The organism is Achromobacter spanius, assembly GCF_002966795.1.
In the GTDB taxonomy this organism is placed as follows: Bacteria; Pseudomonadota; Gammaproteobacteria; order Burkholderiales; family Burkholderiaceae_B; genus Achromobacter; species Achromobacter spanius_D.
Genome location: NZ_CP023270.1, coordinates 497,877 through 520,220 on the forward strand (window position 1 = coordinate 497,877; position 22,344 = coordinate 520,220).

General features: G+C 67.1%; 20 protein-coding genes and 1 tRNA gene. 14 read left to right on the forward strand and 7 right to left on the reverse strand.

The genetic code is table 11. The features are described from left to right. Positions 1-36 precede the first annotated feature (36 nt). The gene (locus CLM73_RS02235; protein WP_105237136.1) at positions 37-885 is read right to left on the reverse strand and encodes an NAD(P)H-hydrate dehydratase; all 849 of its coding nucleotides are present in this window, start codon (positions 883-885) and stop codon (positions 37-39) included. A 117-nt stretch (positions 886-1,002) separates the two neighbouring features. On the opposite strand from CLM73_RS02235, the gene CLM73_RS02240 reads away from it, so the two are divergent. After that, positions 1,003-1,836, forward strand: a complete 834-nt coding sequence (locus CLM73_RS02240) for an enoyl-CoA hydratase/isomerase family protein (RefSeq protein WP_105237137.1) — start codon at positions 1,003-1,005, stop codon at positions 1,834-1,836. Between the two features lie 4 nt (positions 1,837-1,840). Here the strand turns inward: CLM73_RS02240 and CLM73_RS02245 are convergent, their stop codons facing one another. Then, the gene (locus CLM73_RS02245; RefSeq protein ID WP_105237138.1) at positions 1,841-2,578 is read right to left on the reverse strand and encodes an enoyl-CoA hydratase-related protein; all 738 of its coding nucleotides are present in this window, start codon (positions 2,576-2,578) and stop codon (positions 1,841-1,843) included. Continuing rightward, entirely contained in the window at positions 2,575-3,546 is a 972-nt protein-coding gene (locus CLM73_RS02250) for an NAD(P)H-dependent flavin oxidoreductase (RefSeq protein WP_105237139.1), read from the reverse strand. The genes CLM73_RS02245 and CLM73_RS02250 overlap by 4 nt, the downstream gene beginning before the upstream one ends. A gap of 155 nt (positions 3,547-3,701) precedes the next feature. Between CLM73_RS02250 and CLM73_RS02255 the strand changes: the two genes are divergently transcribed. From CLM73_RS02255 to CLM73_RS02270, 4 genes are all read left to right on the forward strand, one after another. After that, positions 3,702-4,325 (forward strand): TetR/AcrR family transcriptional regulator, encoded by a 624-nt coding sequence (locus CLM73_RS02255; protein ID WP_105237140.1) that lies wholly within the window; start codon positions 3,702-3,704, stop codon positions 4,323-4,325. 52 nt (positions 4,326-4,377) lie between these two features. Further along, positions 4,378-5,526: an acyl-CoA dehydrogenase family protein gene (locus tag CLM73_RS02260; RefSeq protein ID WP_105237141.1), complete on the forward strand. Its 1,149-nt coding sequence runs from the start codon at positions 4,378-4,380 to the stop codon at positions 5,524-5,526. 179 nt (positions 5,527-5,705) lie between these two features. After that, complete coding sequence (locus CLM73_RS02265; protein ID WP_105237142.1) at positions 5,706-6,935, forward strand: CaiB/BaiF CoA transferase family protein; 1,230 nt, start codon at positions 5,706-5,708, stop codon at positions 6,933-6,935. Positions 6,936-7,023: 88 nt separating this feature from the next. Next, positions 7,024-8,550 carry a 3-hydroxyacyl-CoA dehydrogenase gene (locus tag CLM73_RS02270; protein ID WP_105237143.1) on the forward strand — a complete coding sequence of 509 codons (1,527 nt, stop codon included), beginning with the start codon at positions 7,024-7,026 and terminating at the stop codon, positions 8,548-8,550. Between the two features lie 113 nt (positions 8,551-8,663). Here the strand turns inward: CLM73_RS02270 and CLM73_RS02275 are convergent, their stop codons facing one another. After that, positions 8,664-9,596 (reverse strand): c-type cytochrome, encoded by a 933-nt coding sequence (locus tag CLM73_RS02275; RefSeq protein WP_105237144.1) that lies wholly within the window; start codon positions 9,594-9,596, stop codon positions 8,664-8,666. 231 nt (positions 9,597-9,827) lie between these two features. On the opposite strand from CLM73_RS02275, the gene CLM73_RS02280 reads away from it, so the two are divergent. Then, positions 9,828-9,902: transfer RNA gene (locus CLM73_RS02280), tRNA-Arg, on the forward strand. A gap of 141 nt (positions 9,903-10,043) precedes the next feature. Beyond that, complete coding sequence (locus CLM73_RS02285; RefSeq protein WP_199778238.1) at positions 10,044-11,027, forward strand: LysR family transcriptional regulator; 984 nt, start codon at positions 10,044-10,046, stop codon at positions 11,025-11,027. Between the two features lie 7 nt (positions 11,028-11,034). Here CLM73_RS02285 and CLM73_RS02290 read toward each other — a convergent pair whose 3' ends face one another. Then, a complete protein-coding gene (locus CLM73_RS02290; RefSeq protein WP_105237145.1) occupies positions 11,035-11,502 on the reverse strand; it encodes a Rid family hydrolase in 468 nt (155 codons plus the stop codon). Between the two features lie 1,411 nt (positions 11,503-12,913). Between CLM73_RS02290 and CLM73_RS02300 the strand changes: the two genes are divergently transcribed. Then, on the forward strand, positions 12,914-15,313 hold the full coding sequence (locus CLM73_RS02300) for an autotransporter outer membrane beta-barrel domain-containing protein (RefSeq protein ID WP_105237146.1): 2,400 nt from the start codon (positions 12,914-12,916) through the stop codon (positions 15,311-15,313). Positions 15,314-15,364: 51 nt separating this feature from the next. On the opposite strand, the gene CLM73_RS02305 is transcribed toward CLM73_RS02300, so the two are convergent. Next, positions 15,365-15,610 carry a hypothetical protein gene (locus CLM73_RS02305; RefSeq protein ID WP_056327580.1) on the reverse strand — a complete coding sequence of 82 codons (246 nt, stop codon included), beginning with the start codon at positions 15,608-15,610 and terminating at the stop codon, positions 15,365-15,367. 216 nt (positions 15,611-15,826) lie between these two features. Here CLM73_RS02305 and CLM73_RS02310 point away from each other — a divergent pair, with 216 nt between their 5' ends. From CLM73_RS02310 to CLM73_RS02335, 6 genes are all read left to right on the forward strand, one after another. Then, positions 15,827-16,951, forward strand: a complete 1,125-nt coding sequence (locus CLM73_RS02310) for a cupin domain-containing protein (RefSeq protein WP_105237147.1) — start codon at positions 15,827-15,829, stop codon at positions 16,949-16,951. A gap of 66 nt (positions 16,952-17,017) precedes the next feature. Next, positions 17,018-17,929: a fumarylacetoacetate hydrolase family protein gene (locus CLM73_RS02315; RefSeq protein ID WP_105237148.1), complete on the forward strand. Its 912-nt coding sequence runs from the start codon at positions 17,018-17,020 to the stop codon at positions 17,927-17,929. An 11-nt stretch (positions 17,930-17,940) separates the two neighbouring features. Further along, positions 17,941-18,696, forward strand: a complete 756-nt coding sequence (locus CLM73_RS02320; protein ID WP_105237149.1) for a GntR family transcriptional regulator — start codon at positions 17,941-17,943, stop codon at positions 18,694-18,696. A 27-nt stretch (positions 18,697-18,723) separates the two neighbouring features. Further along, positions 18,724-19,638 carry a LysR family transcriptional regulator gene (locus tag CLM73_RS02325; protein WP_105237150.1) on the forward strand — a complete coding sequence of 305 codons (915 nt, stop codon included), beginning with the start codon at positions 18,724-18,726 and terminating at the stop codon, positions 19,636-19,638. 149 nt (positions 19,639-19,787) lie between these two features. Beyond that, a complete protein-coding gene (locus tag CLM73_RS02330) occupies positions 19,788-20,780 on the forward strand; it encodes a Bug family tripartite tricarboxylate transporter substrate binding protein (protein ID WP_105237151.1) in 993 nt (330 codons plus the stop codon). A 55-nt stretch (positions 20,781-20,835) separates the two neighbouring features. After that, positions 20,836-21,780: a succinylglutamate desuccinylase/aspartoacylase domain-containing protein gene (locus tag CLM73_RS02335; RefSeq protein ID WP_105237152.1), complete on the forward strand. Its 945-nt coding sequence runs from the start codon at positions 20,836-20,838 to the stop codon at positions 21,778-21,780. A 39-nt stretch (positions 21,781-21,819) separates the two neighbouring features. Here CLM73_RS02335 and CLM73_RS02340 read toward each other — a convergent pair whose 3' ends face one another. Then, positions 21,820-22,341 (reverse strand): lipocalin family protein, encoded by a 522-nt coding sequence (locus CLM73_RS02340; protein WP_105237153.1) that lies wholly within the window; start codon positions 22,339-22,341, stop codon positions 21,820-21,822. Between the last annotated feature and the right edge of the window lie 3 nt (positions 22,342-22,344).

A 22,344-nucleotide genomic window follows, 5' to 3' on the forward strand; every position in this document is an offset into this window, starting at 1 on the left:
CCTAGTATGTTGTAAAAATGTTTGCGGGACATGGACTTAGCCCTGGTTGCGCAGGGCGCGGGCGGCGTCGGCGAGCTCGCCGGCCGTCAGGCCGATGGGGCCGATTCCCTGCGCGACGAGGGCATCGGCGGCGGCGCCGTGCAGCCAGACGGCGCCGAGCACGGCCTGGTCCAGCGGCAGCTTCTGGGCGATCAGCCCGCCCAGCATGCCGGCCAATACGTCCCCGGTTCCGGCGGTCGCCAGGCCCGGGTTGCCCGTGGTGTTGACGTGCAGGCCGCCGTCCGGGGCGGACACCACGGTGCCGGCGCCCTTGAGCACCACCCACGCCTGAAAACGCTGCGCCAGTTGCCGGGCGGCGGCGGGGCGGTCGCGCTGGATGGCGTCCGTGCCGACGCTCAGCAGGCGGGCGGCTTCCGCCGGGTGCGGGGTCAGCACGACGGGGCCCGCGCCCCAAGTGGGACGGATTTCGCCGCGGGCCAGCAGGTTCAGGCCGTCGGCGTCCAGGACCAGCGGCGCGTGCCGCCGCAAGACGAACAATTCCGACAAGGCGTTTGCGGGCAGCGCGCCCGTGCCGATCCCGCAGCCGGCGACCCAGGCGGTCACGCCCCAGTCTTCTTCCAGCAGCGAGCGGAAGTCGCGCAGCATCAGTTCGGGCTGCAACAGGTCGCAGGGCAGGGGCAGCGTTTCCTGCACGAACCCCACCAGTACCTTGCCGGCGCCGGTCTTCAGCGCGGCGCGGGCGGCGAGCAGGGCCGCGCCGGTCATGCCGGGACCGCCGCCCACCACGCCCACGGTGCCGAAGCTGCCTTTGTGCGAATCGTCTGCGCGAGGCGCGAACAGGGCAGGCAGCGCGGCGCGGTCAATGGGAACGGCGGGGGTGTTCATGGGGTGAGGCTCCGGGGGGAAATCGTCATGGCGGGTTGGCCGTATCCACTATAGTGCGCAAAAACGCGGCCGCCTTGGGGCGGGCGCCAACAACCAAGAGACGACCCGGAGCAGACAATGACCGACATCACGCTGGAACACTATTCGGCCTACGAATCCCTGAAGCTGCGCCGCCACCCGGGCGGCGTGCTGGAACTCATCATGGGCGCCAAGGGCGGCGCGGCGGGCAAGTTGTCCACGGCCGACGACCGGATGCACCGGGAGCTGGCCGACATCTGGCGCGACATCGACACCGATCCGGACACGCGGGTCGTGGTGATCCGCGGCGAGGGCAAGGGCTTCTCCGGCGGCGGCGACCTGGATCTGGTGCAGCAGATGGCGGACGACTTCGACGTGCGCACCCGCGTCTGGCGCGAGGCGCGCGACCTGGTCTACAACATCATCAACTGCAGCAAGCCGATCGTGTCGGCCATGCACGGTGCGGCGGTGGGGGCGGGCCTGGTGGCCGGCCTGCTGGCCGACATCTCGATCGCGGCGCGCGACGCCCGCATCATCGACGGCCACACCCGGCTGGGCGTCACGGCTGGCGACCATGCCGCCATCGTCTGGCCGCTGCTGTGCGGCATGGCCAAGGCCAAGTATTACCTGATGCTGTGCGAGACGGTGTCGGGCGAGGAAGCCGAACGCATCGGCCTGGTGTCGCTCTGTGTGGACGAGGCCGAGCTGATCGGCAAGGCGTTCGAGGTGGCCAACAAGCTGGCGGCCGGGTCGCAGACGGCGATCCGCTGGACCAAGTATTCGCTGAATAACTGGTTGCGCATGGCCGGCCCGACCTTCGACACGTCGCTGGCGCTGGAATTCATGGGCTTTGGCGGCCCGGACGTGCGCGAGGGCATCAATTCCCTGCGCGAGCGCCGGGCGCCGAATTTCCGGCCCGATTCGCCGTTCTGACGCGTTATTTCTTGAAGAATTTGGCGAATGCCGCCTGCGCCTCTTCGGTCTGCAGGCGGGCGCGGAACTGCTGGGCTTCGTAGTCCAGCGTCTCCTGGATGGCCTGGCGGTCCGCCCGCTTCATCATGGCCTTGGTCAGGCGCAACGCGGCCGGCGGCTGGCGCGCCAGGTCGGCGGCGGTGGCCTGGGCCGCGGCCAGCGCCTCGCCCTTGGGCGTGACGGACGTGGCCAGGCCGGCGTCCACGGCCTCTTGCGCGGAAAACGCCTTGCCCTGCATCAGCCACTGCGCTGCCCGCCGTCCCACCAGGCGCGGCATCAGCAGGCTGGACGCGCCCTCCGGACACAGCCCCAGGGCGACAAACGGCATGCGCAGGGTCGCGCCTTCCCCAATGTGCACAAAATCGCAATGCTGCAGCAGCGTCACGCCGATGCCGATGGCGTAGCCCTCGACCGCGGCGATCACCGGCACGTCGGCCGTGGTCAGCGCGCGCAGGAACGTCAGCCCGGCGCTGTCGCCCGCTCCGCGTTCGGCCTGGAAGTCGCGCAGGTCGTTGCCCGCGGTGAAGTGTTCGCCCGCGCCCGTCAGGATGACGGCCGACACTGCCACGTCCGCGCTGGCCAGCGAAATCTGCTCGGTCAGCGCGGCATAGGTGGCGGTGTCGAGCGCGTTACGGCGGTCCTGGCGGTCGATCGTCAGCGTGAGGACGGCGCCGTCACGCGCCACCTTCAGGCCGGCGCTCATGCGTGCGGTCCCGAGGCCAGGCGGGCCTTTGCCTCGGCGTATTCATGCCGCAGCGTGTCGACGATCTTGCGGGTGGGTTCGACGCTGGCGATGCCGCCCACGCCCTGGCCGGCGCCCCAGATGTCCTTCCAGGGTTTGACGCGGGTGGTCCCGAAATTGGACGCGCCGGTGTCCGGCGCGGGCAGGTTGGCCGGATCCAGGCCCGCGGCGGCGATGCTGGCCTTCAGATAGTTGCCCGGAATGCCGGTGAAGAAGGGCGTGTACAGGATGTCCGACGCGCTGGCCTCGACGATCGCGGACTTGTAGCCGTCGCTGGCGTTGGCTTCCTCGCTGGCGATGAAGCGCGTGCCCATGTAGGCGAAGTCCGCGCCCATGGCTTGCGCGGCCAGGATGTGCGCGCCCGAGGTGATGGCGCCCGACAGGATCAGGGGGCCGTCGTAGAAGCGGCGCACTTCGGAAATCAGCGCGAAGGGGCTGAGCGTGCCGGCATGGCCGCCCGCGCCCGCGCACACCAGGATCAGGCCATCGACGCCGGCTTCCAGCGCCTTTTCGGCGTGGCGGATCGTGGTGACGTCATGGAAGACCTTGCCGCCCCAGTCGTGCACGCCCTTCACCAGGTCGCCGGGGGCGCGCAGGCTGGTGATGATGAGCGGCACCCGGTGGCTGGCGCATACCGCCAGATCCTGTTCCAGGCGGTCGTTGGACTGGTGGATGATCTGGTTGACGGCGAACGGCGCGACGCGGGCGCCGGGATTGGCCTCGCGGTACGACGCCAGGCCGGCCTGGACTTCGTCGAGCCAGTCGGTCAGGAGCGTCTGCGGGCGTGCATTCAGCGCGGGAAACGACCCCACGATGCCGCTCGTGCATTGGGCGATGACCAGCTTGGGATTGGAGACGATGAACATCGGGGCGCTGATGACCGGCAGGGACATCTGGCCATACAAATCAGTCACGAGGGGATGGGGCATGGGGCGTCGTCTCGTCCTAGGTTTTTGGAGTATATTAATTACCTACCGACCGTCCGGTAATTAATTAATCTTTATTTAACGGCAAGCGCGGAACGGCTGTCAATTGCGGTTCGCCAGAACCCTCCGGCCACGCGCGGCCCCTGCCAAAGGCGTCCATGGGCATCACCCCCCAACCCGTTCAGAAACGTGCCCGCGCGGGCCGGCCGCCCACTTTGGCCGCCCCGCGCGAACGCATTCTGGAAGAAGCCGCCAAGCTGTTCGCGCGCAGCGGTTACGACGGCAGCTCCATTTCCGACCTGGCCGGCGCCATCGGCGTGTCCAAGGCGGCCATCTATCACTATTACCCGACCAAGCAGGACATCTACGACGCCATCATTCTCGAGGTGCTGGAGGGCCTGACGCACACCGTCGGCCGCGACGTGGCCGGCGCCGAGGGCGGCGCGGCCCGCCTGCGCGCCTTCATGGTGGGACATGCCCGTTACTTCGAGCAGCACCACGCCCAGTTCGTGACGATGCTGATCGGCTATTCCGGCATGGCGCTTTCCGAGCGCGACGATGCTGCCCGCCTGCGCGACAACTACGAAAAGCTGTTGCGCGAGGTCATCGCACAGGGCGTCGCCGACGGCGCATTCCGCGCGCTGGATGTGGCCGCCACAGGCCGCGCCGTGCTGTCGATGCTGAACTGGATGGTGCGCTGGTACAAGCCCGGGCAGGGCGACAGCGCCGAATCCATCGCCGACGGCTATTTCGATCTGCTGGTGGGCGGCATGCGCGCCTGAGCCAGCCGCCACACCCATTCCTGACCCATATCCGCTTAAAGAGACCTCCATCATGGCCCTCGACACCGAAACCCTGAACCTCCTGATCGACGCCGTCCGCCGCTTCGTCCACGAACGCCTGATTCCCGCCGAGGACGAGCTGGCCGCCAGCGGCGAAGTGCCGCCGGACATCGTCAACGAAATGCGCGACCTGGGCCTGTTCGGCCTGTCCATCTCGCCGGATTTCGGCGGCCTGGGCCTGACGATGGAAGAAGAGGTCCGCGTCGTGTTCGAACTGGGCCAGACCTCGCCCGCCTTCCGCTCGCTGGCCGGCACCAACATCGGCATCGGCTCGCAAGCCATCGTCCTGGCCGGCACCGACGAGCAGCGCGCCAACTACCTGCCCAAGCTGGCCAGCGGCGAGCTCATCGGGTCCTTCGCGCTGACCGAGCCCGATGCCGGTTCCGACGCCATGTCGCTGCGCGTGTCCGCCGAGCGCGATGGCGACTTCTACGTGCTGAACGGCACCAAGCGCTACATCACCAACGCGCCGATCGCCGGCCTGTTCTCCGTGATGGCGCGCACCGCGCCCGAGCGTCGCGCCAATTCGATTTCGTGCTTCCTGGTCGAAGCCGGCACGCCGGGCCTCATCATCGGCAAGCCGGACAAGAAGATGGGCCAGGCCGGCGCGCTGACCAGCGACGTCGTGTTCGACAACTGCCGCGTGCCGGCCAGCGCGCTGCTGGGCGGGGAAGAAGGCAACGGCTTCCGGACCTCCATGCGCGTGCTGGACAAGGGCCGCCTGCATATTTCGGCACTGTGCGTCGGCATCGCCGACCGCCTGCTGCGCGACGCCGTGAAGTACGCCACCGAGCGCAAGCAGTTCGGCCAGCCCATCGCCGAATTCCAGCTCATCCAGGCCATGATCGCCGACAGCCAGGCCGAGCTCTACGCGGCCCGCTGCATGGTGCTGGACGCCGCCCGCATGCGCGACCGCGGCGAAAACACGACGATGCAGGCCGCCTGCTGCAAGCTCTTCTCCACCGAAATGGTGGGCCGCGTCGCCGACCGCGCGGTGCAGATCCACGGCGGCGCGGGCTACATGTCCGAGTACGCGGTGGAGCGCTTCTACCGCGACGTGCGCCTGTTCCGCATCTTTGAGGGCACCTCGCAGATCCAGCAACTGGTGATCGCGCGCGAGACCATCAAGGCGCATTCCTGATCTTTCCGCCGCCAGAGGCCCGGCCAACGCGTTCGAGAGGCTAATATCCAGTCTGACGAATGTTGATCGGAAGGCGGCCCCCGCGGGCCGCCTTCTGGCATGACGGAATCCCAGTCCGCCCGGCGCTTTGCTCGCGGGGCCGGAAGTTCTCATTTCCCTTTCTAGCGAAAAGATTACCGATGTCGCAACGTCCCGCTCCCCTCACCGGCATACGCGTGCTGGATCTGACCCGCGTGCTGGCGGGTCCCTGGTGCACCCAGAACCTGGCCGACCTCGGCGCCGAGGTGATCAAGATTGAACGGCCCGGCTCGGGCGACGACACGCGCGCCTGGGGTCCTCCGTACCTGAAGGACGAAGCGGGCCACGACACCACCGAGGCCGCCTACTACCTGTCGGCCAACCGCAACAAGATGTCGGTGGCGCTGGACATCGCGTCGCCGCGCGGCGCGGAGCTGGTGCGCGAACTGGCGCTGCAGAGCGACATCCTGGTCGAAAACTTCAAGGTCGGCGGGCTTTCCAAGTACGGCCTGGACTACGAGAGCCTGAAGGAACTGAACCCGCGTCTGATCTACTGCTCGATCACGGGCTTCGGCCAGACCGGCCCGTACGCCAGCCGTCCCGGCTATGACTTCATGATCCAGGGCATGGGCGGCCTGATGAGCATCACGGGCGAGCGCGACGACCTGCCCGGCGGCGGTCCGCAAAAGGCCGGCGTGGCTGTAGCCGACCTGATGACCGGCATGTATTCCACCGTCGGCATCCTGGCTGCGCTGCACGAGCGCGCCCGCAGCGGCCTGGGCCAGCACATCGACATGGCGCTGCTGGATTGCCAGGTCGCCATGATGGCCAATCAGAACCTGAACTTCATGACCTCTGGCGTCGCCCCGCGCCGTGCCGGCAACGCGCACCAGAACCTGGTTCCCTACCAGGTGTTCGCGGCCAGCGACGGTCACCTGATCGTGGCGGTGGGCAACGACAGCCAGTTCCGCAACTATTGCGGCGCGATCGGCCTGCCCGAGCTGTCGGCCGACCCGCGTTTTGCCACCAACCCGCAACGCGTGAAGAACCGCGAGGAACTCGTTCCGCTGCTGGCCGAACGCATGGCCACCGGCGAGCGCGACCATTGGCTTGCCGCGCTGGAAGGCGTGGGCGTGCCTGCCGGTCCCATCAACACGCTGGACCAGGTCTACGAAGACCCGCACGTCCTGGCCCGCAACATGAAGCGCGAGCTGCCCCATCCGGCCGCCGGCACCGTGCCGGTGGCCGCCAGCCCGCTGAAGTTTTCCGGCAGCCCGGTCGAGTACCGCCGCGCGCCGCCCATGCTGGGCGAGCACACCGAGCAGGTCCTGTCCGAAAAGCTGGGGCTGTCGGCCGAAGAAATCCAGGCGCTGGCCCAGAGCCGCGCCTGACGCGCGCGCGAGGCGGCCTGGCCGTCTTTTGCGCATGCCGCGCCGCGCCAGGCGCACGAACCATTCCAATACAGGCAGGAGATAGTTGATGACGGAGATTCAAACCATCGGCGTCGTGGGCGCCGGGGCCATGGGGCGCGGCATCGCGCAGATCGCGGCGCAAGCCGGCCTGCGCGTGCGTCTGTACGACACCAGTTCGGAGGCCATCGCGGCCGCGCGCGAGTCGCTGCGTCAGACCTGGGAGAAGCTGGCTCAGAAGGGCAAGCTGACCGCCGCCGACGCGCAAGCTGCCCTTGAACGCGTCGAATCGGCCACCGCGCTGACCGACATGGCGAACTGCCAGCTCGTGGTCGAGGCCATCGTCGAGCGGCTGGACGTCAAGCGGGACCTGTTCGCGGCGCTGGAAGGCGTGGTTGCCGACGACTGCATCCTGGCGTCCAACACCTCGTCGCTGTCCATCACCGCCATTGCGGCCGCCTGCAAGCGTCCGCAACGCGTGGCCGGCTATCACTTCTTCAATCCGGTTGCACTGATGAAGGTGGTTGAAGTCATCGACGGCCTGCGCAGCGCGCCGGAAGTGGGCGACGCGCTGGCCGAGCTGGCCCGCCGCATGGGCCACACGCCCGTGCGCGCCAAGGACATGCCGGGCTTCATCGTCAACCACGCCGGCCGCGGCATGAATACCGAAGGCCTGCGCGTGGCGCAGGAGGCCGTGGCCACCTTCGCCCAGGTCGACGCCGTGATGCGTGAGCAGGCTGGTTTCCGCATGGGACCGTTCGAACTGCTGGACCTGACCGCGCTCGACGTCTCGCATCCGGTGATGGAATCCATCTACCGCCAATTCTTCGACGAGCCGCGCTTTCGCCCGTCGCCGATCACGACCGTGCGCCTGGCGGGCGGGCTGATTGGCCGCAAGGCCGGCGAAGGCTTCTACGTCTACGCCGACGGCCAGAAGCAGGTGCCGGCCGAAGTGGCCGCGCCCGCGCTGCCCGACGGCCTGAAGGTCTGGGTCAGCCCCAAGCACGGCGAAGGCTACGCCCGCGCGTCCGCGCTGGTTGAAAAGCTGGGCGGCACGTTGGTCACGGGTTCCACGCCCGACGCCGATGCGCTGATCCTGGTCACGCCGTTCGGCGAAGACGTGTCCACCAGCGTTTCCGCGCAGGGCCTGAACGCGGGCCGCACGGTCGGCCTGGATACGCTGTATGCGTTCGATAACGCCAAGCGCCGCACGATCATGGTCTCGCCCGCCACCGAGGACAAGTGGCGCGACGCGGCCCATGCGCTGCTGGCCGCCGATGGCGTGCCCGTCACGGTGATCGAGGATTCGCCCGGCTTCATCGCGCAACGCATCGTGGCGCACATCGTGAACATCGCGTGCGACATCGCGCAGCAGAAGATCGCCACGCCCGAAGACATCGACCTGGCCGTGACGCTGGGCCTGGGTTACCCGGTGGGCCCGCTGGCCCTGGGCGACAAGCTGGGCGCCGACCGCATCCTGGAAATCTTGAAGAGCATGCAACGCGTGACGGGCGACACCCGTTACCGTCCCAGCCTGTGGCTGCAGCGCCGCGTGCAGTTGGGCATGTCGCTGGTGAAGTCGTCGGCGGCGGACTGAACGCTGTGTGGCGAGGTGTCTGACACCTTGCCACGCAAAGCCCGGTCAACCGAATAAAAAAAGCCCCTTGATGATTCAAGGGGCTTTTTATCGCCTGCGATGCGGGCGCGGTATTACTTGGCGGCGTTCACCATGAACTCCACGGCTGCGCGGATATCGTCTTCGGAGGCATTGGCTGCGCCGCCCTTGGGAGGCATCACGCCCTTGCCCGTCATCGCGACCTTCACCATGGCGTCCATGCCGGTCTTGATGTAGGGCTCCCAGGCGGCCTTGTCGCCGAACTTGGGCGCATTGGCGACGCCCGTGGCGTGGCAGGCGAAACAGGCCGTCTTGTAGAGCTGTTCGCCGGCCGGGTTGACGGCGGCGGCCTTTTGCTCGGGGGCGGGAGCTGCGGCAGCCGGTGCTGCGGCAGCCGGTGCTGCGGCAGCAGGAGCAGCTTGGGCGGGAGCGGCAGCAGCAGCGGGAGCAGCGGCCGGAGCAGCAGCAGGTGCTGCCGGTGCAGCGGCTTCGCCTTCCTTCTTGGCGCCTTCTTCAGCGGGGGCCGCCGGTTCCGGCAGCGATGCGCCCGACTTGTTGGCCATGTAGACCACGGCGCGCGCGACTTCGTAGTCGGACAGGGCCGGGTTGCCGCCCTTGGCAGGCATGCCGCCCTTGCCGTGCAGCGCGACCTTCATCATCTCGTCGTAGCCAGCCTTGATGAACGGCGCCCACGCGGCGTTGTCGCCCAGCTTGGGTGCGCCAGCCACGCCGGCGGTGTGACAGGCCGTACAGACGGTGGCAAAGACTTGTTCGCCGGTCTTGAAGACCTTGGGTGCGTTGGCGTCGACCAGTTCGAATCCCGCCACCGGTGCGATACGCCGGGCAACGGCTTCGCCGGACAGGGCATCCGAGCCGGCGCCGGTCTTGGTGCCGGTGACGACCATATTCACCAGAAGGATGATGATGGCGATGGGAACCACGAAAGCGAGGACGATCGTGACGATCAGTTGCTTCGGGGTCTTGATGGGGGAGGCGTGCTCTTCTATGTGTTCCTGCTCGTTGCTCATGACCAAATCCTGCTAACGGGTACCGGGGGCGCCTGGCGGCGGCAACAGAAAATCAGAACTGCACAAGTCGGCGGCAACTCATGCCCGCCTGCAAGCAAACGCTGGATTATATAACGGTGTCAGGGACGATCGTCCAATGCGAAGGAACGGGTTTTCGATGAGTTTGCCGGAAGATTTGATCCAGTTCATGCAGATCGCGTAAAACTGGGTACAATACCGCCTCCTTGCGCTGCGCCCGTAGTTCAATGGATAGAATGAGAGTTTCCGAAGCTCTTGATACAGGTTCGATTCCTGTCGGGCGCGCCAACTAATTAAGCTGTGCGTTGTTCCGGGCCCTTCATGGGCCCTTTTTATTTTCGCCAAGTGTGGGTTTTCGCCAAGTGTGGGTGGTAATCCGCTGCGCTGTGTGGGTGGTAATCCGCCGCGAAAGAACATCCGCCAATCATCGTGCAGTCCAAACGCCCCAAAGCTCAGACGCATTCCGATCGCCCCTTCGCCGGACCGGGCGATGCTGCGGCACAGTTGTCGTGGGATGACCTGCGCATCATCAAGACGCTGAGCGATTGCGGCAATCGATCGATCGCTGCCGAAAAGCTCGGCATCAATGCTTCTACGGTTTCGCGTCGCGTGGCGCACGCCGAAGCCGCGTTGGGCGTCGCCTTGTTCGACCGGCGGCTCGCGGGCTACAAGCTGACCCCTGAGGGCATTGAACTGCGTGCGCTGAGCGAGCGCGTCGAACTCGATGTCGTCAGCGTGGCCAGGCGGATATCCGGCGCCGCGCACGATCCGCAGGGCACGCTTCGCGTTGCCACCAGCGATTCGCTCCTCCTGTATTTCCTGACCCCGATCATTGCCGAGTTCAGGGCCGCGCATCCTTCGTTGTCGATCGAGGTGCTGGTCGGAAATGACACGCTCGATCTTGCCCGTGACGAATCCGATATTGCCCTCAGAGCAACGCGGCGCCCGCCAGAGAGCTGGGTAGGGCGCAAGCTGGCCGGCATCGCCTGGGCGCCGTATGGCGCCGCCCAGCAGTTTCGCCGCAAGGCGCCCGCCGCTGATCGCCTCTATGAACTGGATTGGGTGTCCTACGCGGGCGGACTGTCCGGGCTCAAGGCCGCGCACTATCTTGAAAGCCGCGTCTCGCCCTCGCGCATTGCGTACCGCACGGACTCGGTTGCCGCGGTAAGCGCGGGCATCTCCGCCGGCCTGGGCATGGGCTATCTGCCCTGCATGCTGGGCGACACGATGACCGACGTGGTGCGTGTTGGCCCCGTCGTGCCCGAGCTTCAGGACGAGCTATGGCTGCTCACCCATCCTGACATCCGCGGATCCCGGCGCGTTCAGGCCTTCATGCGTTTTTGCGCCGCGGCCGTGGCCAGGCAAAAGGCGCTGATCGAGGGCCGCCTGGCCCTCCACGCCGCCAAGCCATAAGGTCCGGTCAGACGGAATCCTTGGGACGCAGGATGGCCTTGCAAGCGATCTCGATCAATTGCGGGGGCATTGCCAACCGGGATACGCCGATCAGGTTGCTGGCCACTTGCGGGCGGTCGGTGCCGTACGCGGCCTTGCGCACCTTGCCTGCGGCGGCAAAGGCGGCATCCACATCCAGCACATACAGCGTTTCTTCCACAACGTTATCCAGCGTCGCGCCGAACTTGCCCAGCAACGTCGCCAGGTTCTCGTAGGTCGCACGCATCTGCGCTTCCATCGTCGAGAAGTCGCGTGGCTTGCCCTGGTCGTCCAGGTCGGCCGGGGCGATCAGGTTGCCGTCCTTGTCGTGGTTCAACTGGCCCGACACATAGATTTCGTTGCCCACCTGCACCGCCTGCGCGTAGCCATATGCGTCTTCCCACGGCACGCCCCAGTAGGCGGTTTTCTTGTCGAGCGGATTCGTTTGGGTCGTCATGGTTTTGTCCTTGGGGTGGGAATAGGGTCGGTGATCAGAAGGCTCCAGCGTAACCGCGGCATAAGAATTCGGTAGCGCATTATTGCGCTTTCAAAATGCAAATTTGCGCGCCGGAGGGATTGGTCATATTTCAGTTCCGATATTGATTCATTTGGAACCTGACGCGCCGACTGAGTAAACGTACTCTGGGCGAATCCGGGCCGCCTATACACAATCAATCGCGCGACGAGAGGGCTTGAACGCTTCGCTGCAAAGTCCGCACCTTCGTCTCGCGATGTGATTAATCGGATTATTCAGCGCGTAGCCGGCAACGCCGGCGTCTCACGATCTCAATAAACATCAAGTGGTCAATCAGCCTGGAGCGCCACCCGCGCTCCAGGCTGTACGACGTGAAGCCGCGCGCGAATCCATCACCCAGGATGAACAGAAGATGCACACGGATTCCCGATCGACGCTGCGACCCGCAGATTCAGAGCAGCTGCGCTTTTTCAAGGCCCGGCATATTGCGATCAGGGTGTGCTGTGGCTTGTCATTGCTTTCGATGGGGGTGTCGCACCACCCCTCGGCTTTTGGCTTGATCGTCGGCGAGGCGGGGGTTGGCGGCGTGGGAGGACAACCCAACGGGGGAACAGGCGGCGATGGCCAAGACGGTTATGCCGCGCTGGATCTGACCACGTCGTACACGACCTACGACGACCTGGAAGGGGCGCCGGGCGGCGGTGGAGGCGGGGGCGGCGGGGGCGGGCCCGGCAACTTTGGGGGCGGCGCGGGCGGCAAGGGCGGGGGCGGGGGGCACGGCATCGTGATCTCTGGCGATGGTGTGGTCCTGCACAACGACGGCTGGTCGATCAGCGGCGGCAAGGGCGGTGGCGGTGGCGGTGGGGGCGGCGGCAGCTATAGCACCCTGGCGACCAGCGACGGTGGGCGCGGCGGCAACGGAGCGGGTGGCGAGGGGGGCGGCGCTGGCGGTGGCGGGGGAGGCGGTGCGGATGTCAATCCAGGCGGAACGGCCGGCTCCGGCTTCGGGGGAGATGGTGGCCATGGGGGAGAAGACGGACAATTCGGTGGCGGGGACGACCAAACCCCGGGGACCCTCGGGTACGCCGGCGGTGGGGGCGGCGGCGGGGGGACATACACCAACGGAGGTTCGGCGGGAAACACGTCATTATCGAGTCAAAGCCCGGGCGTGGGCTCATCGCCCGGTATTGCCGGTGGCGAGTCCGGCGTGAATGGCGGCAGCATGATTCCACCCCCTGGGCAAGTATGGGGATGGGGCGGGGGCGGGGGTGGGGGCGGAGCCGCTGGTGGGGCAGGCGGCAACGGTGGGCCGGGGATCGGGTTTCCAGGCGGCATCGCCGGCGGCGCCGGCGGCAGCAGCGGTCACGGCGTCTACGTCACAGGCGCCAATTCCGTGATCATCAACTCGGGCACCATCCTGACGGGGCCGGTCAACCAGGACACCGCGATCAAGTATGGGGCGACCGCCAGCAATTCGACCCTGATGCTCCGCGAAGGCAGCCAGATCATTGGCCTGGTCGACGCCCGGCAATCGGGTGGCAAGAACACCCTGGCTCTCGATGGCGGGTCCGCGCTGGCGTTTGATCTCAGCAAGGTCGGCGGCGGCATCGGCGGCCAGTATCTGGGCTTCAACGCCTTCGAGAAAACGTCTGCCGGCACCTGGACGCTTACCGGGACGCCTGGCCAGACCCTCACGCCCTGGACCCTATCCGGGGGATGGCTCGCCATCGCGGACGAGGCCCTGCTAGGCGACGTCGCCGGCGGCCTCACGTTCAACGGCGGCGGCCTGCAACTGGACGCCGGGCTCACGCTGCAACGCGACATCCAGATGCTCGGCGATGGCGCGATCCGCACGGCCGACGGCACCGTGTCCGTGACCCTGGGCACGATCAGCGGAACCGGCGGCCTCACCAAGACCGGATCCGGCACGTTGATCATCGAGGGCGACAACGTGTCGTCCGGCACCACGCGGATTGAAGACGGCGTGCTTCGGATGGGGGCGGGCCTGAGCACCGGCTCGCTGGGAACCGGCGCGGTCGTGAACAATGCCTTGCTGGTGATCGACCGCGCGGACCATCTGGTCATGTCGAACGCGATATCGGGCGCCGGCGATCTGCGCCAATCGGGATCCGGCACGACCACGCTGACGGGCCCGCTTTCCTATACCGGCATCACGCATGTGGACAACGGCATGCTGGTGCTTGATGGAACGGGCCTCGGGCACGCGGCGCATGGCATTGCCCGGGTTGTCGGCGCGGGCGTGGCGGGGCAGGGCCTGGGTCTGATCAACGGCGCAAGACTCGACGGGTGGATCGACGGACCGAACGTCGCCATTGACGCGTCGAGCCGCTGGAATGTGCTGACCGATGCCACCAATCCCGCGCAGGGAAACCACTTCAGCACGGTCAACGAACTTCATCTGGCCGGCAGCATTGCCTTTGCGCCGCCCGCCGGCTGGACCGATGACGATGCCGGCCGGACCCTCATCGCCAACAACCTGGTGGGCGCGGGCGGCGAAGTGCAGTTGCACCTCATTCCCGCCGGTGGGGGCGCCGTGGATCATCTGACGTTGATCGAGGGCGCCACCGGGTTGACGAACCTGACGATCAACACGGCGGGCGGCTTTGGCGATCCATTGACCGGAAACGGGCTGCTGGTCGTCCAGGCCGGCGCCAGTACGGACAACGCGTTCCGGCAAACGCCCGGACAACCCACGCAGGGTGGCGCGTTCAACTACGTGCTGGTGCACGGCGCGAGGGACGGCGCAGCCGGCTTGGCCAACAACTGGTATTTGCAGAGCGACCTGCGCCCCGAGGTGTCCCTCTACTCGCAGCTTGGCAATCAGTCCCTGCGGCTCTCCGAGTTGGCGGTGGGCACGTTCAACGAACGCATGGGCGCGACCGATACGCTGGCCCGGAAGGTCTATCCGTACGCCTGGGCGCGATCGCTGGGCGCCCTGGAACGCCGGGATGGCGCGGCCCGGGGCATCGAGCAATCGCAAATTGCCGCGAACTCCCGGTTGGGTGGGCTGCAGGTCGGTACCGACCTGTTCGTGGCCAACAAGGGCATCAGCCGCAGAAGCGCCGGCATGTTCGCAACCGCGATGGTGTCCAGCAACGATGTGGACCATTACCGGGCCTCCACCCGTTCGACGATCAACGCCGGACGCAGCGAACAGACGATGTATGGCCTGGGGGCCTATTACACGTGGCTCGACGGGAAGGGGGCGTATGCGGATGTCGTCACGCAGTTCAGCCGGTACGGCGTGAAGACGCAATCGGCCGGCGCGCGGGGCACGTCACTGCAAACGACGGGCTGGGGCGCCGCGCTGTCCGCCGAAGCCGGCAAGGCTTTCGACATCGGCGACGAGTCGAACGGGCTGCGGCTTGAGCCGCAAGCCCAGGTGATGGTCCAGCACATCAAGCTGCGCGACAGCAATGACGACGGGGGCCGTGTTGCGCTGCCGGGAATGCACGCGCTGCATTCGCGGGTAAGCCTGAAGCTGTCCAAAGCCTGGGGCGAGCAGGACGACGCGCGGAACCACGGTTGGCTGATGCTGAATTACCGGCACACGCTGGGGAAGTCCTCCAGTTCCTACGCGTCCGCCACGCAGGGCGATATCGTTTTTGAAAACAACCTGGACGGATCGCGCGTGGGGCTGTCGGCAGGTTACGACCGGCGGGCGGGCAAGAACACCTTCATCAATGTGCAGCTCAATGCCGAGCAAAGTGTGGGCAGTACGTCGGGTGTGCGGGCCGTGGGCGGCTCGGTGGGGGTGAAGTACCTGTTCTAGAACGCCACGCCCGCCCGGCATGGGCGGGGCGGGGCGGGCGTGGGCAAACGGCTAATCGTCCAGCGAAGGCACGGTGCCGATCTGCATCAGGATGCGCGGCGATTCCATGTCGCCGGTCTCCTTGTCGATCATCACTTCGTAGGCCGCGACGCCGGCGAACTTGGAAGCCATGGAATTTGCGATGCGGATGGCACCGAATTCGCTGCTGGCGGGACGGATTTCCCCGGGGGCGACGCCATTGGCGGCGGCGCGGTAGGGAACGACGATGTACTGAACGAGATGAGCAGCTTCTGACACAGGAATTCTCCCCTGGACGACAGTTTTTCGGGCGAGCGAAATGTATCACGTCGCACTGTGTTTTTGTACAGTATTTTTGCGGTGGTCGCCAAGATATTTTTGCGAAGCGATTTCGCGGTTCAAGGAAAACCCCTAGCGTTTCACCGTTGCCCGGCCTCTGGCCCGCGCTTAGTATTTTCGAAAATCCTCAGCGTTTTATAAAACCAGGGGCACGGAATGGAAGCGAACCGCTACGACGCCTACCGCGAAGACACCGCGGGCCGCGCCAATGTGGCCGACTCGCCGGAGCGGGTGGCCTACTACCAGGAGCTGGCGCGGCTGGAGACCGGCGCGCTGTGGACGGTGGCGAACAAGATCGAGCCGTGGGCGCCACGGTCGGCGTCGGTGCCCGTGGTCTGGCGCTACCAGGACCTGCGCGGTCACGTGCTGCGGTCCGCCGAACTGGTGTCGCCCGAAGAGGCGGGCCGGCGCGTTATCTACCTGAACAATCCCGGGCGGCGCGATGTCGCGGCGGCGGTGGGATGGCTGTATTCCGGGCTGCAGGTGATGCGGCCGGGGGAGCTGGCGTCCGCGCACGCGCACACGCATTCGGCACTGCGCTTCATCATGGAAGGACAGGGCGCGTTTACCGTGGTGGACGGCCACAAGATGACGCTGGGCGCGAACGATTTCGTGCTGACGCCGAACGGCACATGGCACGAGCACGGCGTGGCCGAGGACGGCACCACCTGTATCTGGCAGGACGGCCTGGACATCCCGCTGGTCAACGCACTGGAAGCTGGTTTCTATGCCGTGCATCCGGACTTGAACCAGACCGTCACGCACCCGGTGGACGACACCAGCGGCGCATGGGGCGGCGTGGCGCTGCGCCCGCAAGTGTCGGGGTGGACCAAGCCGTATTCCCCGCTCTTCAAGTACGAATGGGAACCCACGTACGAGGCGCTGCGCCGTTATGCGCGCACCACCGCGGGCAGTCCCTACGACGGCATCCTGCTGGAATACGTCAATCCGGCGACGGGCGGCCCCGTCATGCCGACGATCGGCGCCAGCATGCAGCTGCTGCGCCCCGGCGAGCACACGAAGGCGCACCGCCACACCGGCAGCTTCATTTATCAGGTGGCCAAGGGCAGCGGTTTTTCCGTCATCGACGGCAAGCGCTACGACTGGACCGAGCGCGACATCTTCTGCGTGCCGTCCTGGGCCATCCACGAACACGCCAACCTGTCGTCCAACGATGACGCGTGCCTCTTCTGCTTCAACGACCTGCCCGTCATGCGTTCGCTGGCCCTGTACCGCGAGGAAGCGGTGCAGGACAACGGCGGCCATCAGCAGTTGATCTAGTTTCTGAACACAAACCGCCGCTTCGTGGCGGCCGGTTCCACAACCCTTGACCTCCTGGAGTTCCCGATGCGCCTCGTGACCTTTCGCGCTCATCCCACCGCCGCCGCCCGCCTGGGCGCGCTTGTCGACGGCTATGTGATCGACCTTTTCCTGCTGGGTCAGGAGGGCGGCGTGGACCTGCCCGATGACATGCTGGACTTCATCGACCTGGGGCCGGTGGCGGTCACGCAGGCGACGCGTCTGCTGGACACGTTCCGCGGCAACTGGCCAGTGGGCGTCGCGGTGCCGCAGGAGAACGTGAAACTGCTGGCGCCCATCCCGCGTCCGCGCAAGAACATCTTCGGCATCGGCCTGAACTACGTGGAGCACGTGGCCGAGTCCAGCCGCACGCTGGATACGTCGGCGGACCTGCCCAAGCAACCCGTCATCTTCTCCAAGCCGCCCACCACCGTGATCGGACCGGGCGACGCCATCGAGCACAACGCCAAGATCACGCAGCAGCTGGACTGGGAAGTCGAGCTGGCGGTCATCATCGGACGGCGCGCGTCGCGCGTGGCCGAGGCCGATGCGCTGTCCTACGTGTTCGGCTACAGCGTGATGCTGGACATGAGCGCGCGCGATTGCCGCCGCGCCGGGCAATGGATCTATTCCAAGGGGCAGGACACGTATGCCCCGTTCGGTCCGTGCATCGTGACCGCCGACGAGATTCCCGATCCACAGGTGCTGGACCTGTGGCTGACGGTCAACGGGGAAAAGAAGCAGGGCTCGAACACGCGGCACATGCTGTTCAAGGTGCCGTTCCTGATCTCCGACATCAGCGCGGGCATCACGCTGGAGCCGGGCGACATCATCGCCACCGGCACGCCGGAGGGCGTGGGCGCCGGCCGCAAGCCGCAGGAATTCCTGTGGCCGGGCGACGTGGTCGTGGCCTGCGTGGAAGGCATCGGCACGCTGCGCCACCCGGTGGTGGCCGTCTAGGAGCGCCGCGCTTGAAACCCAGAATCAAGGCCCCGCGCGAGGATGCGGCGGCAAACGGCGGCGCCGAGGTCGAGGACATCACGCTGTCCGAACATATCTACCGGCAGTTGCGCCGCGACATCATGCGCGGCGCGTTTGCGCCGGGCCAGTCGCTGCGGCTGGCGCTGCTGCGTCAGCGCTACGGCGGCAGTTTTTCGCCGATCCGCGAGGCGCTGAACCGCTTGCGCAGCGAACGCATGGTGCTCACGACCACGTCGCGGGGGTTTCGCATCGCGCCGTTGTCCGTGGACGAAATGCGCGACGCCTGCGAGACGCGCATCCTGATCGACTGCGACGCGCTGCGGCGTTCGCTGGCCAATGCCGACGACGCCTGGGAGGCGCGGCTGGTGGGGGCGTTTCACGCATTGGCGCTGGCTGCGCGGCGGGCGGACGCCGAGCCGGTGCTGGACCCGGATCGCGAGGACACGCTGGAAGCGCGTCACCAGGACTTTCATCAGGCGCTGATCGGCGCCTGCCGCTCGCCCTGGCTGCTGGACCTGTCCGCGCAGCTGTATGCGCAGACCGAGCGCTATCGCCGGCCGGCGCGCGCGCAGGCCATGGCGTACGGCCATGAACGCAACGTCGACGACGAGCACCGCGCGTTGCTGGATGCGGCGGTCTCGCGCGATGCCGACCGCGCGGCCGCGCTGCTCGCGGCGCATTACCGCGAGACGGCACAGGTCATCGCGCGCATCCTTTCGCAGCCCGAGGGACTGGCTGCGGCGTAGCGCGGCGATGCCGTAAGCTTGTCGTCCATGGCAGACCTGAAACTTCTCGAAGACCTGATTGCGCTGGCGCAGACCGGCAGCTTCGTGCGCGCGGCCGAGCTGCGGCACGTCACGCATCCCGCGTTCGGCCGGCGCATCCGGGCGCTGGAGGCGTGGGCGGGCACGCCGCTGGTGGAACGCCAGCGTCTGCCGGTGACGCTGACGCCCGAAGGCGAGACGCTGCTCAAGACGGCGACGCAAGTGATCGAGCAGATGGGGCTGGTGCGCCATCGCATCCGCAGCTCGGGCGCGGGCGGCGAGGCCGTGCTGCGCATCGCCACGGGACGCAGCCTGGCGCGCACGCTCGTGGCCGACTGGATCGCGCGGCTGCGGCACCGCACGCCCCGCGTGCTGACGGACGGCACGCAGGTGGAGCTGTCCACCGGCAAGGCGCAGGACCTGGTGGTGCGGCTTGAACAGGGCAAGGTGGAGCTGTTGTGCTGCTACGAGCATCCGGCGCTGTCCGTGCCGCTCAGCCCCTCGCGCTACCGGTACATGACGCTGGCGACCGACAAGCTGGTGCCGGTCAGCCAGATGGACACGCGCGGCCGGCCGCGTTACCTGCTGCAGGAGGGCGGAGCGCCCGTGCCGCTGATCACCTACACCGGCGGGCTGGCGATGGAGCGCATCGTGGGGGACCGGCTGGAGGCCACGCCGTATGCGCTGACGCCGTTCGTTCGCAGCGACTCGCTGGACGCGGCGCATGGCGCCGTGGCCAAGGGCGTGGGCGTGGCGTGGCTGCCGTGGTCGATGGTGGCGGCCGACTGCCGGCGCGGCGCGCTGGCTGAGCTGGGCGGACGCAGCGACGAGATTGCGTTCGAAGTCCGGTTGTACCGCCCGCGCGCGCGGCTGACCGATCTGGCCGAAGCCGCCTGGGAAGCGACGGCGAATCGCAAGGCGTGAATTCGGGTCTGAATTCCAGCCCCAAATCCCGATCAGCACGACAATGTGCCGTTTTGGCACGGACTGCCCCTGGGCCGCGCTCGAAAATAGCCCCCGAAATCAAATGAGACGGCTCCGCCGTCCACCCACAGCACCCCAGGGAGAAAGTCATGAAGTCCATCTTGAAGCCGCTGCGCGCGGCGCTCGTTTCGTTGTGTGCGGCCTCGGCGCTGGCCGCGGCGCCCGCCGCCAGCGCGGCCGATTACCCGGCCCGCAGCATCTCGCTGATCGTCGGTTACCCCGCAGGCGGCAGCCTGGACCTGACCGCGCGCCTCTTGGGCGAAGAGCTGGGCAAGCGCCTGGGCCAGACAGTCGTGGTCGAGAACGTGGGCGGTGCGGGCGGCACGATTGGCGCCCAGCGCGTGGCGCGCGCCGCACCCGACGGCTACACCATCTTTTTGGGCTCCACCAACGAAATGGTGATCGCCCGCATGATCAATACTGCCGTGAAGTACGACAGCGCCAAGGATTTCACGGCGCTGGGCATCGTGGCCTCGCAGCCGATGCTGCTGGCCGCCAGCAAGAATTCGGGCGTGAAGACTGCCGCCGAGTACCTGGAAAAGCTCAAGGGCGCCGCGCCCGGCACGTTCAACTACGGCTCGTCGGGCGTGGGCACCACGCTGCACCTGGCGGGCGAGATGATCAACCAGGCCACCGGCACCCGTGCCGAGCACGTGCCTTACCGCGGCGTGTCGCCGCTGGTGACCGACCTGATGAGCGGCCAGCTGGACTACGGCATGCTGGTGCTGTCCTCGGGTCTGCCGCAGGTGCGCAGCGGCAACATCGTCGCGCTGGGCCTGACCGAGAACAAGCGTTCGCCCGCCGCGCCCGAGATCGCGCCGCTGGCCGCCACCAAGGGCTTCGAGTCCGTGGACATCAACCTGTGGTTCGCGCTGTATGGCCCGGCCGGCTTGCCCGAGCCGGTGGTGACCAAGCTGCGCGCCGTGCTGGATGAGACGCTGAAGTCGGACCAATTCCGCGCCAAGATGCAGGATGCCGGCGGCGAAGTCGCCAAGCCGGGCGTGGACCCGGTGGCCTTCCAGGCGGAAGAAACCAAGAAGTACGGCGCGCTGGTCAAGGCCGCCAAGATCGAAGCGCAGTAAGGCTGCGCGCGCACCATCACGACATCGAAATACCAGGCATCAAGCGGATATCACCATGGAATTCAAGCTCCCCGTTCCCGACATCGCCGCCGAGCGCGCCGGCAATACCGACACGCCGGGCGTGTGGCACTTTGATTCGGGCGTGCCGGGACGGGCGCTCATGGTGAGCGCGCTGGTGCACGGCAACGAGCTGTGCGGCGCGTGGGCGCTGAAGGACCTGCTGGCCTCGCGTCTGCGGCCGCGCCGCGGCAGCCTGACCCTGGCCTTCTGCAACCTGGATGCGTTCGACCGCTTTGATCATTCGAACCACGATGCGTCGCGTTTCGTGCAGGAAGACATGAACCGCGTCTGGAGCGCCGAGCGCCTGGACAATCCCACGTCGCCGGACCGCCAGCGCGGCGCGGCGCTGCGCCCGTGGGTGCGGCGCGCCGACTGGCTGCTGGACCTGCATTCGATGCACGAGCCGGGGGCGCCGCTGCTGCTGACGGGCGTGCTGCCGCGCAATATCGCGCTGGCGCGCCGTCTGAAGGCGCCGCAGCACGTCATCGTGGATGCCGGCCACAAGGACGGCGTGCGCATGCGCGACTTCGAACACTTTGGCGACCCGGCCCGCGAAGACGCGTGCGCGCTGCTGATCGAATGCGGCTTCCATGGCGACCTGTCGTCGCGCGATGTGGCGCGCGACATGGTGGCGCGGATGCTGGTGGAATCGGGCGTGATCGACGCGTCGGACCTGCCCGGCGGCTGGCTGCTGCCGGATCCGGCGGCGCAACGCGTGCTGGAAGTGACGGACGCTGTGGTGGCGCCGTCGATGAACGTGCGATTTGCCGGCGCGTGGACGGGTCTGGAGACGTTCGAGAAAGCCGGATCGCTGATCGGCTGGGCGGACGAGCAGCCGGTCGTGACGCCCTACGACAACTGCACGCTGATCATGCCGTCGCTGCGGCAGTTGAAGCCCGGCGTGACGGTGGTCAGGCTGGCCCGCGATTACGCGGGCTGAGGACGGCGCCGGCTTTTGCGGCGCTGACCTCTTCGGCGCTTACTTCTGCGGCGTGTAGCGCAGCTCGTCCAGCTGATAGCCCTGCGCCGTGGCGGCGGCCAGCGCCTTGTCCAGTTCTTCCTTGGGCAACTGGGGCGAGCGCGACAGGATCCACAGGTACTTGCGGTCGGGCGTGCCGACGACGGACCAGCGGTACTCCGGATCCAGGCCGATCACCCAGTAATCGCCCTTGAACGGCTTGAAGAAGGTGACTTCGAGCTTGGCGTTGTTGCTGCCTTCAACCACCGTGGCCGTGCCCGAGGCCGAATCGATATCCCCATCCTTGGTGCGGCAGCGGTTGTTCACGCCGACGGTGCCGTCCGGATGCGCCGTGTATTCGGCCGTGGTGTCTCCCACGCAATTGCGCTGGAAGAACATGGGGAAGTTGGCGATTTCGTACCACATCCCCACGTAGCGTTTCAGGTCAACGGATTCCACCGTCTGCATGGGCGGGGGCGCGGCGTGGGCAATGCCCGCCACGCTGGCCGCCAGGGCCAGCAGGAATGTTGCGGTGCGGCGCATGGG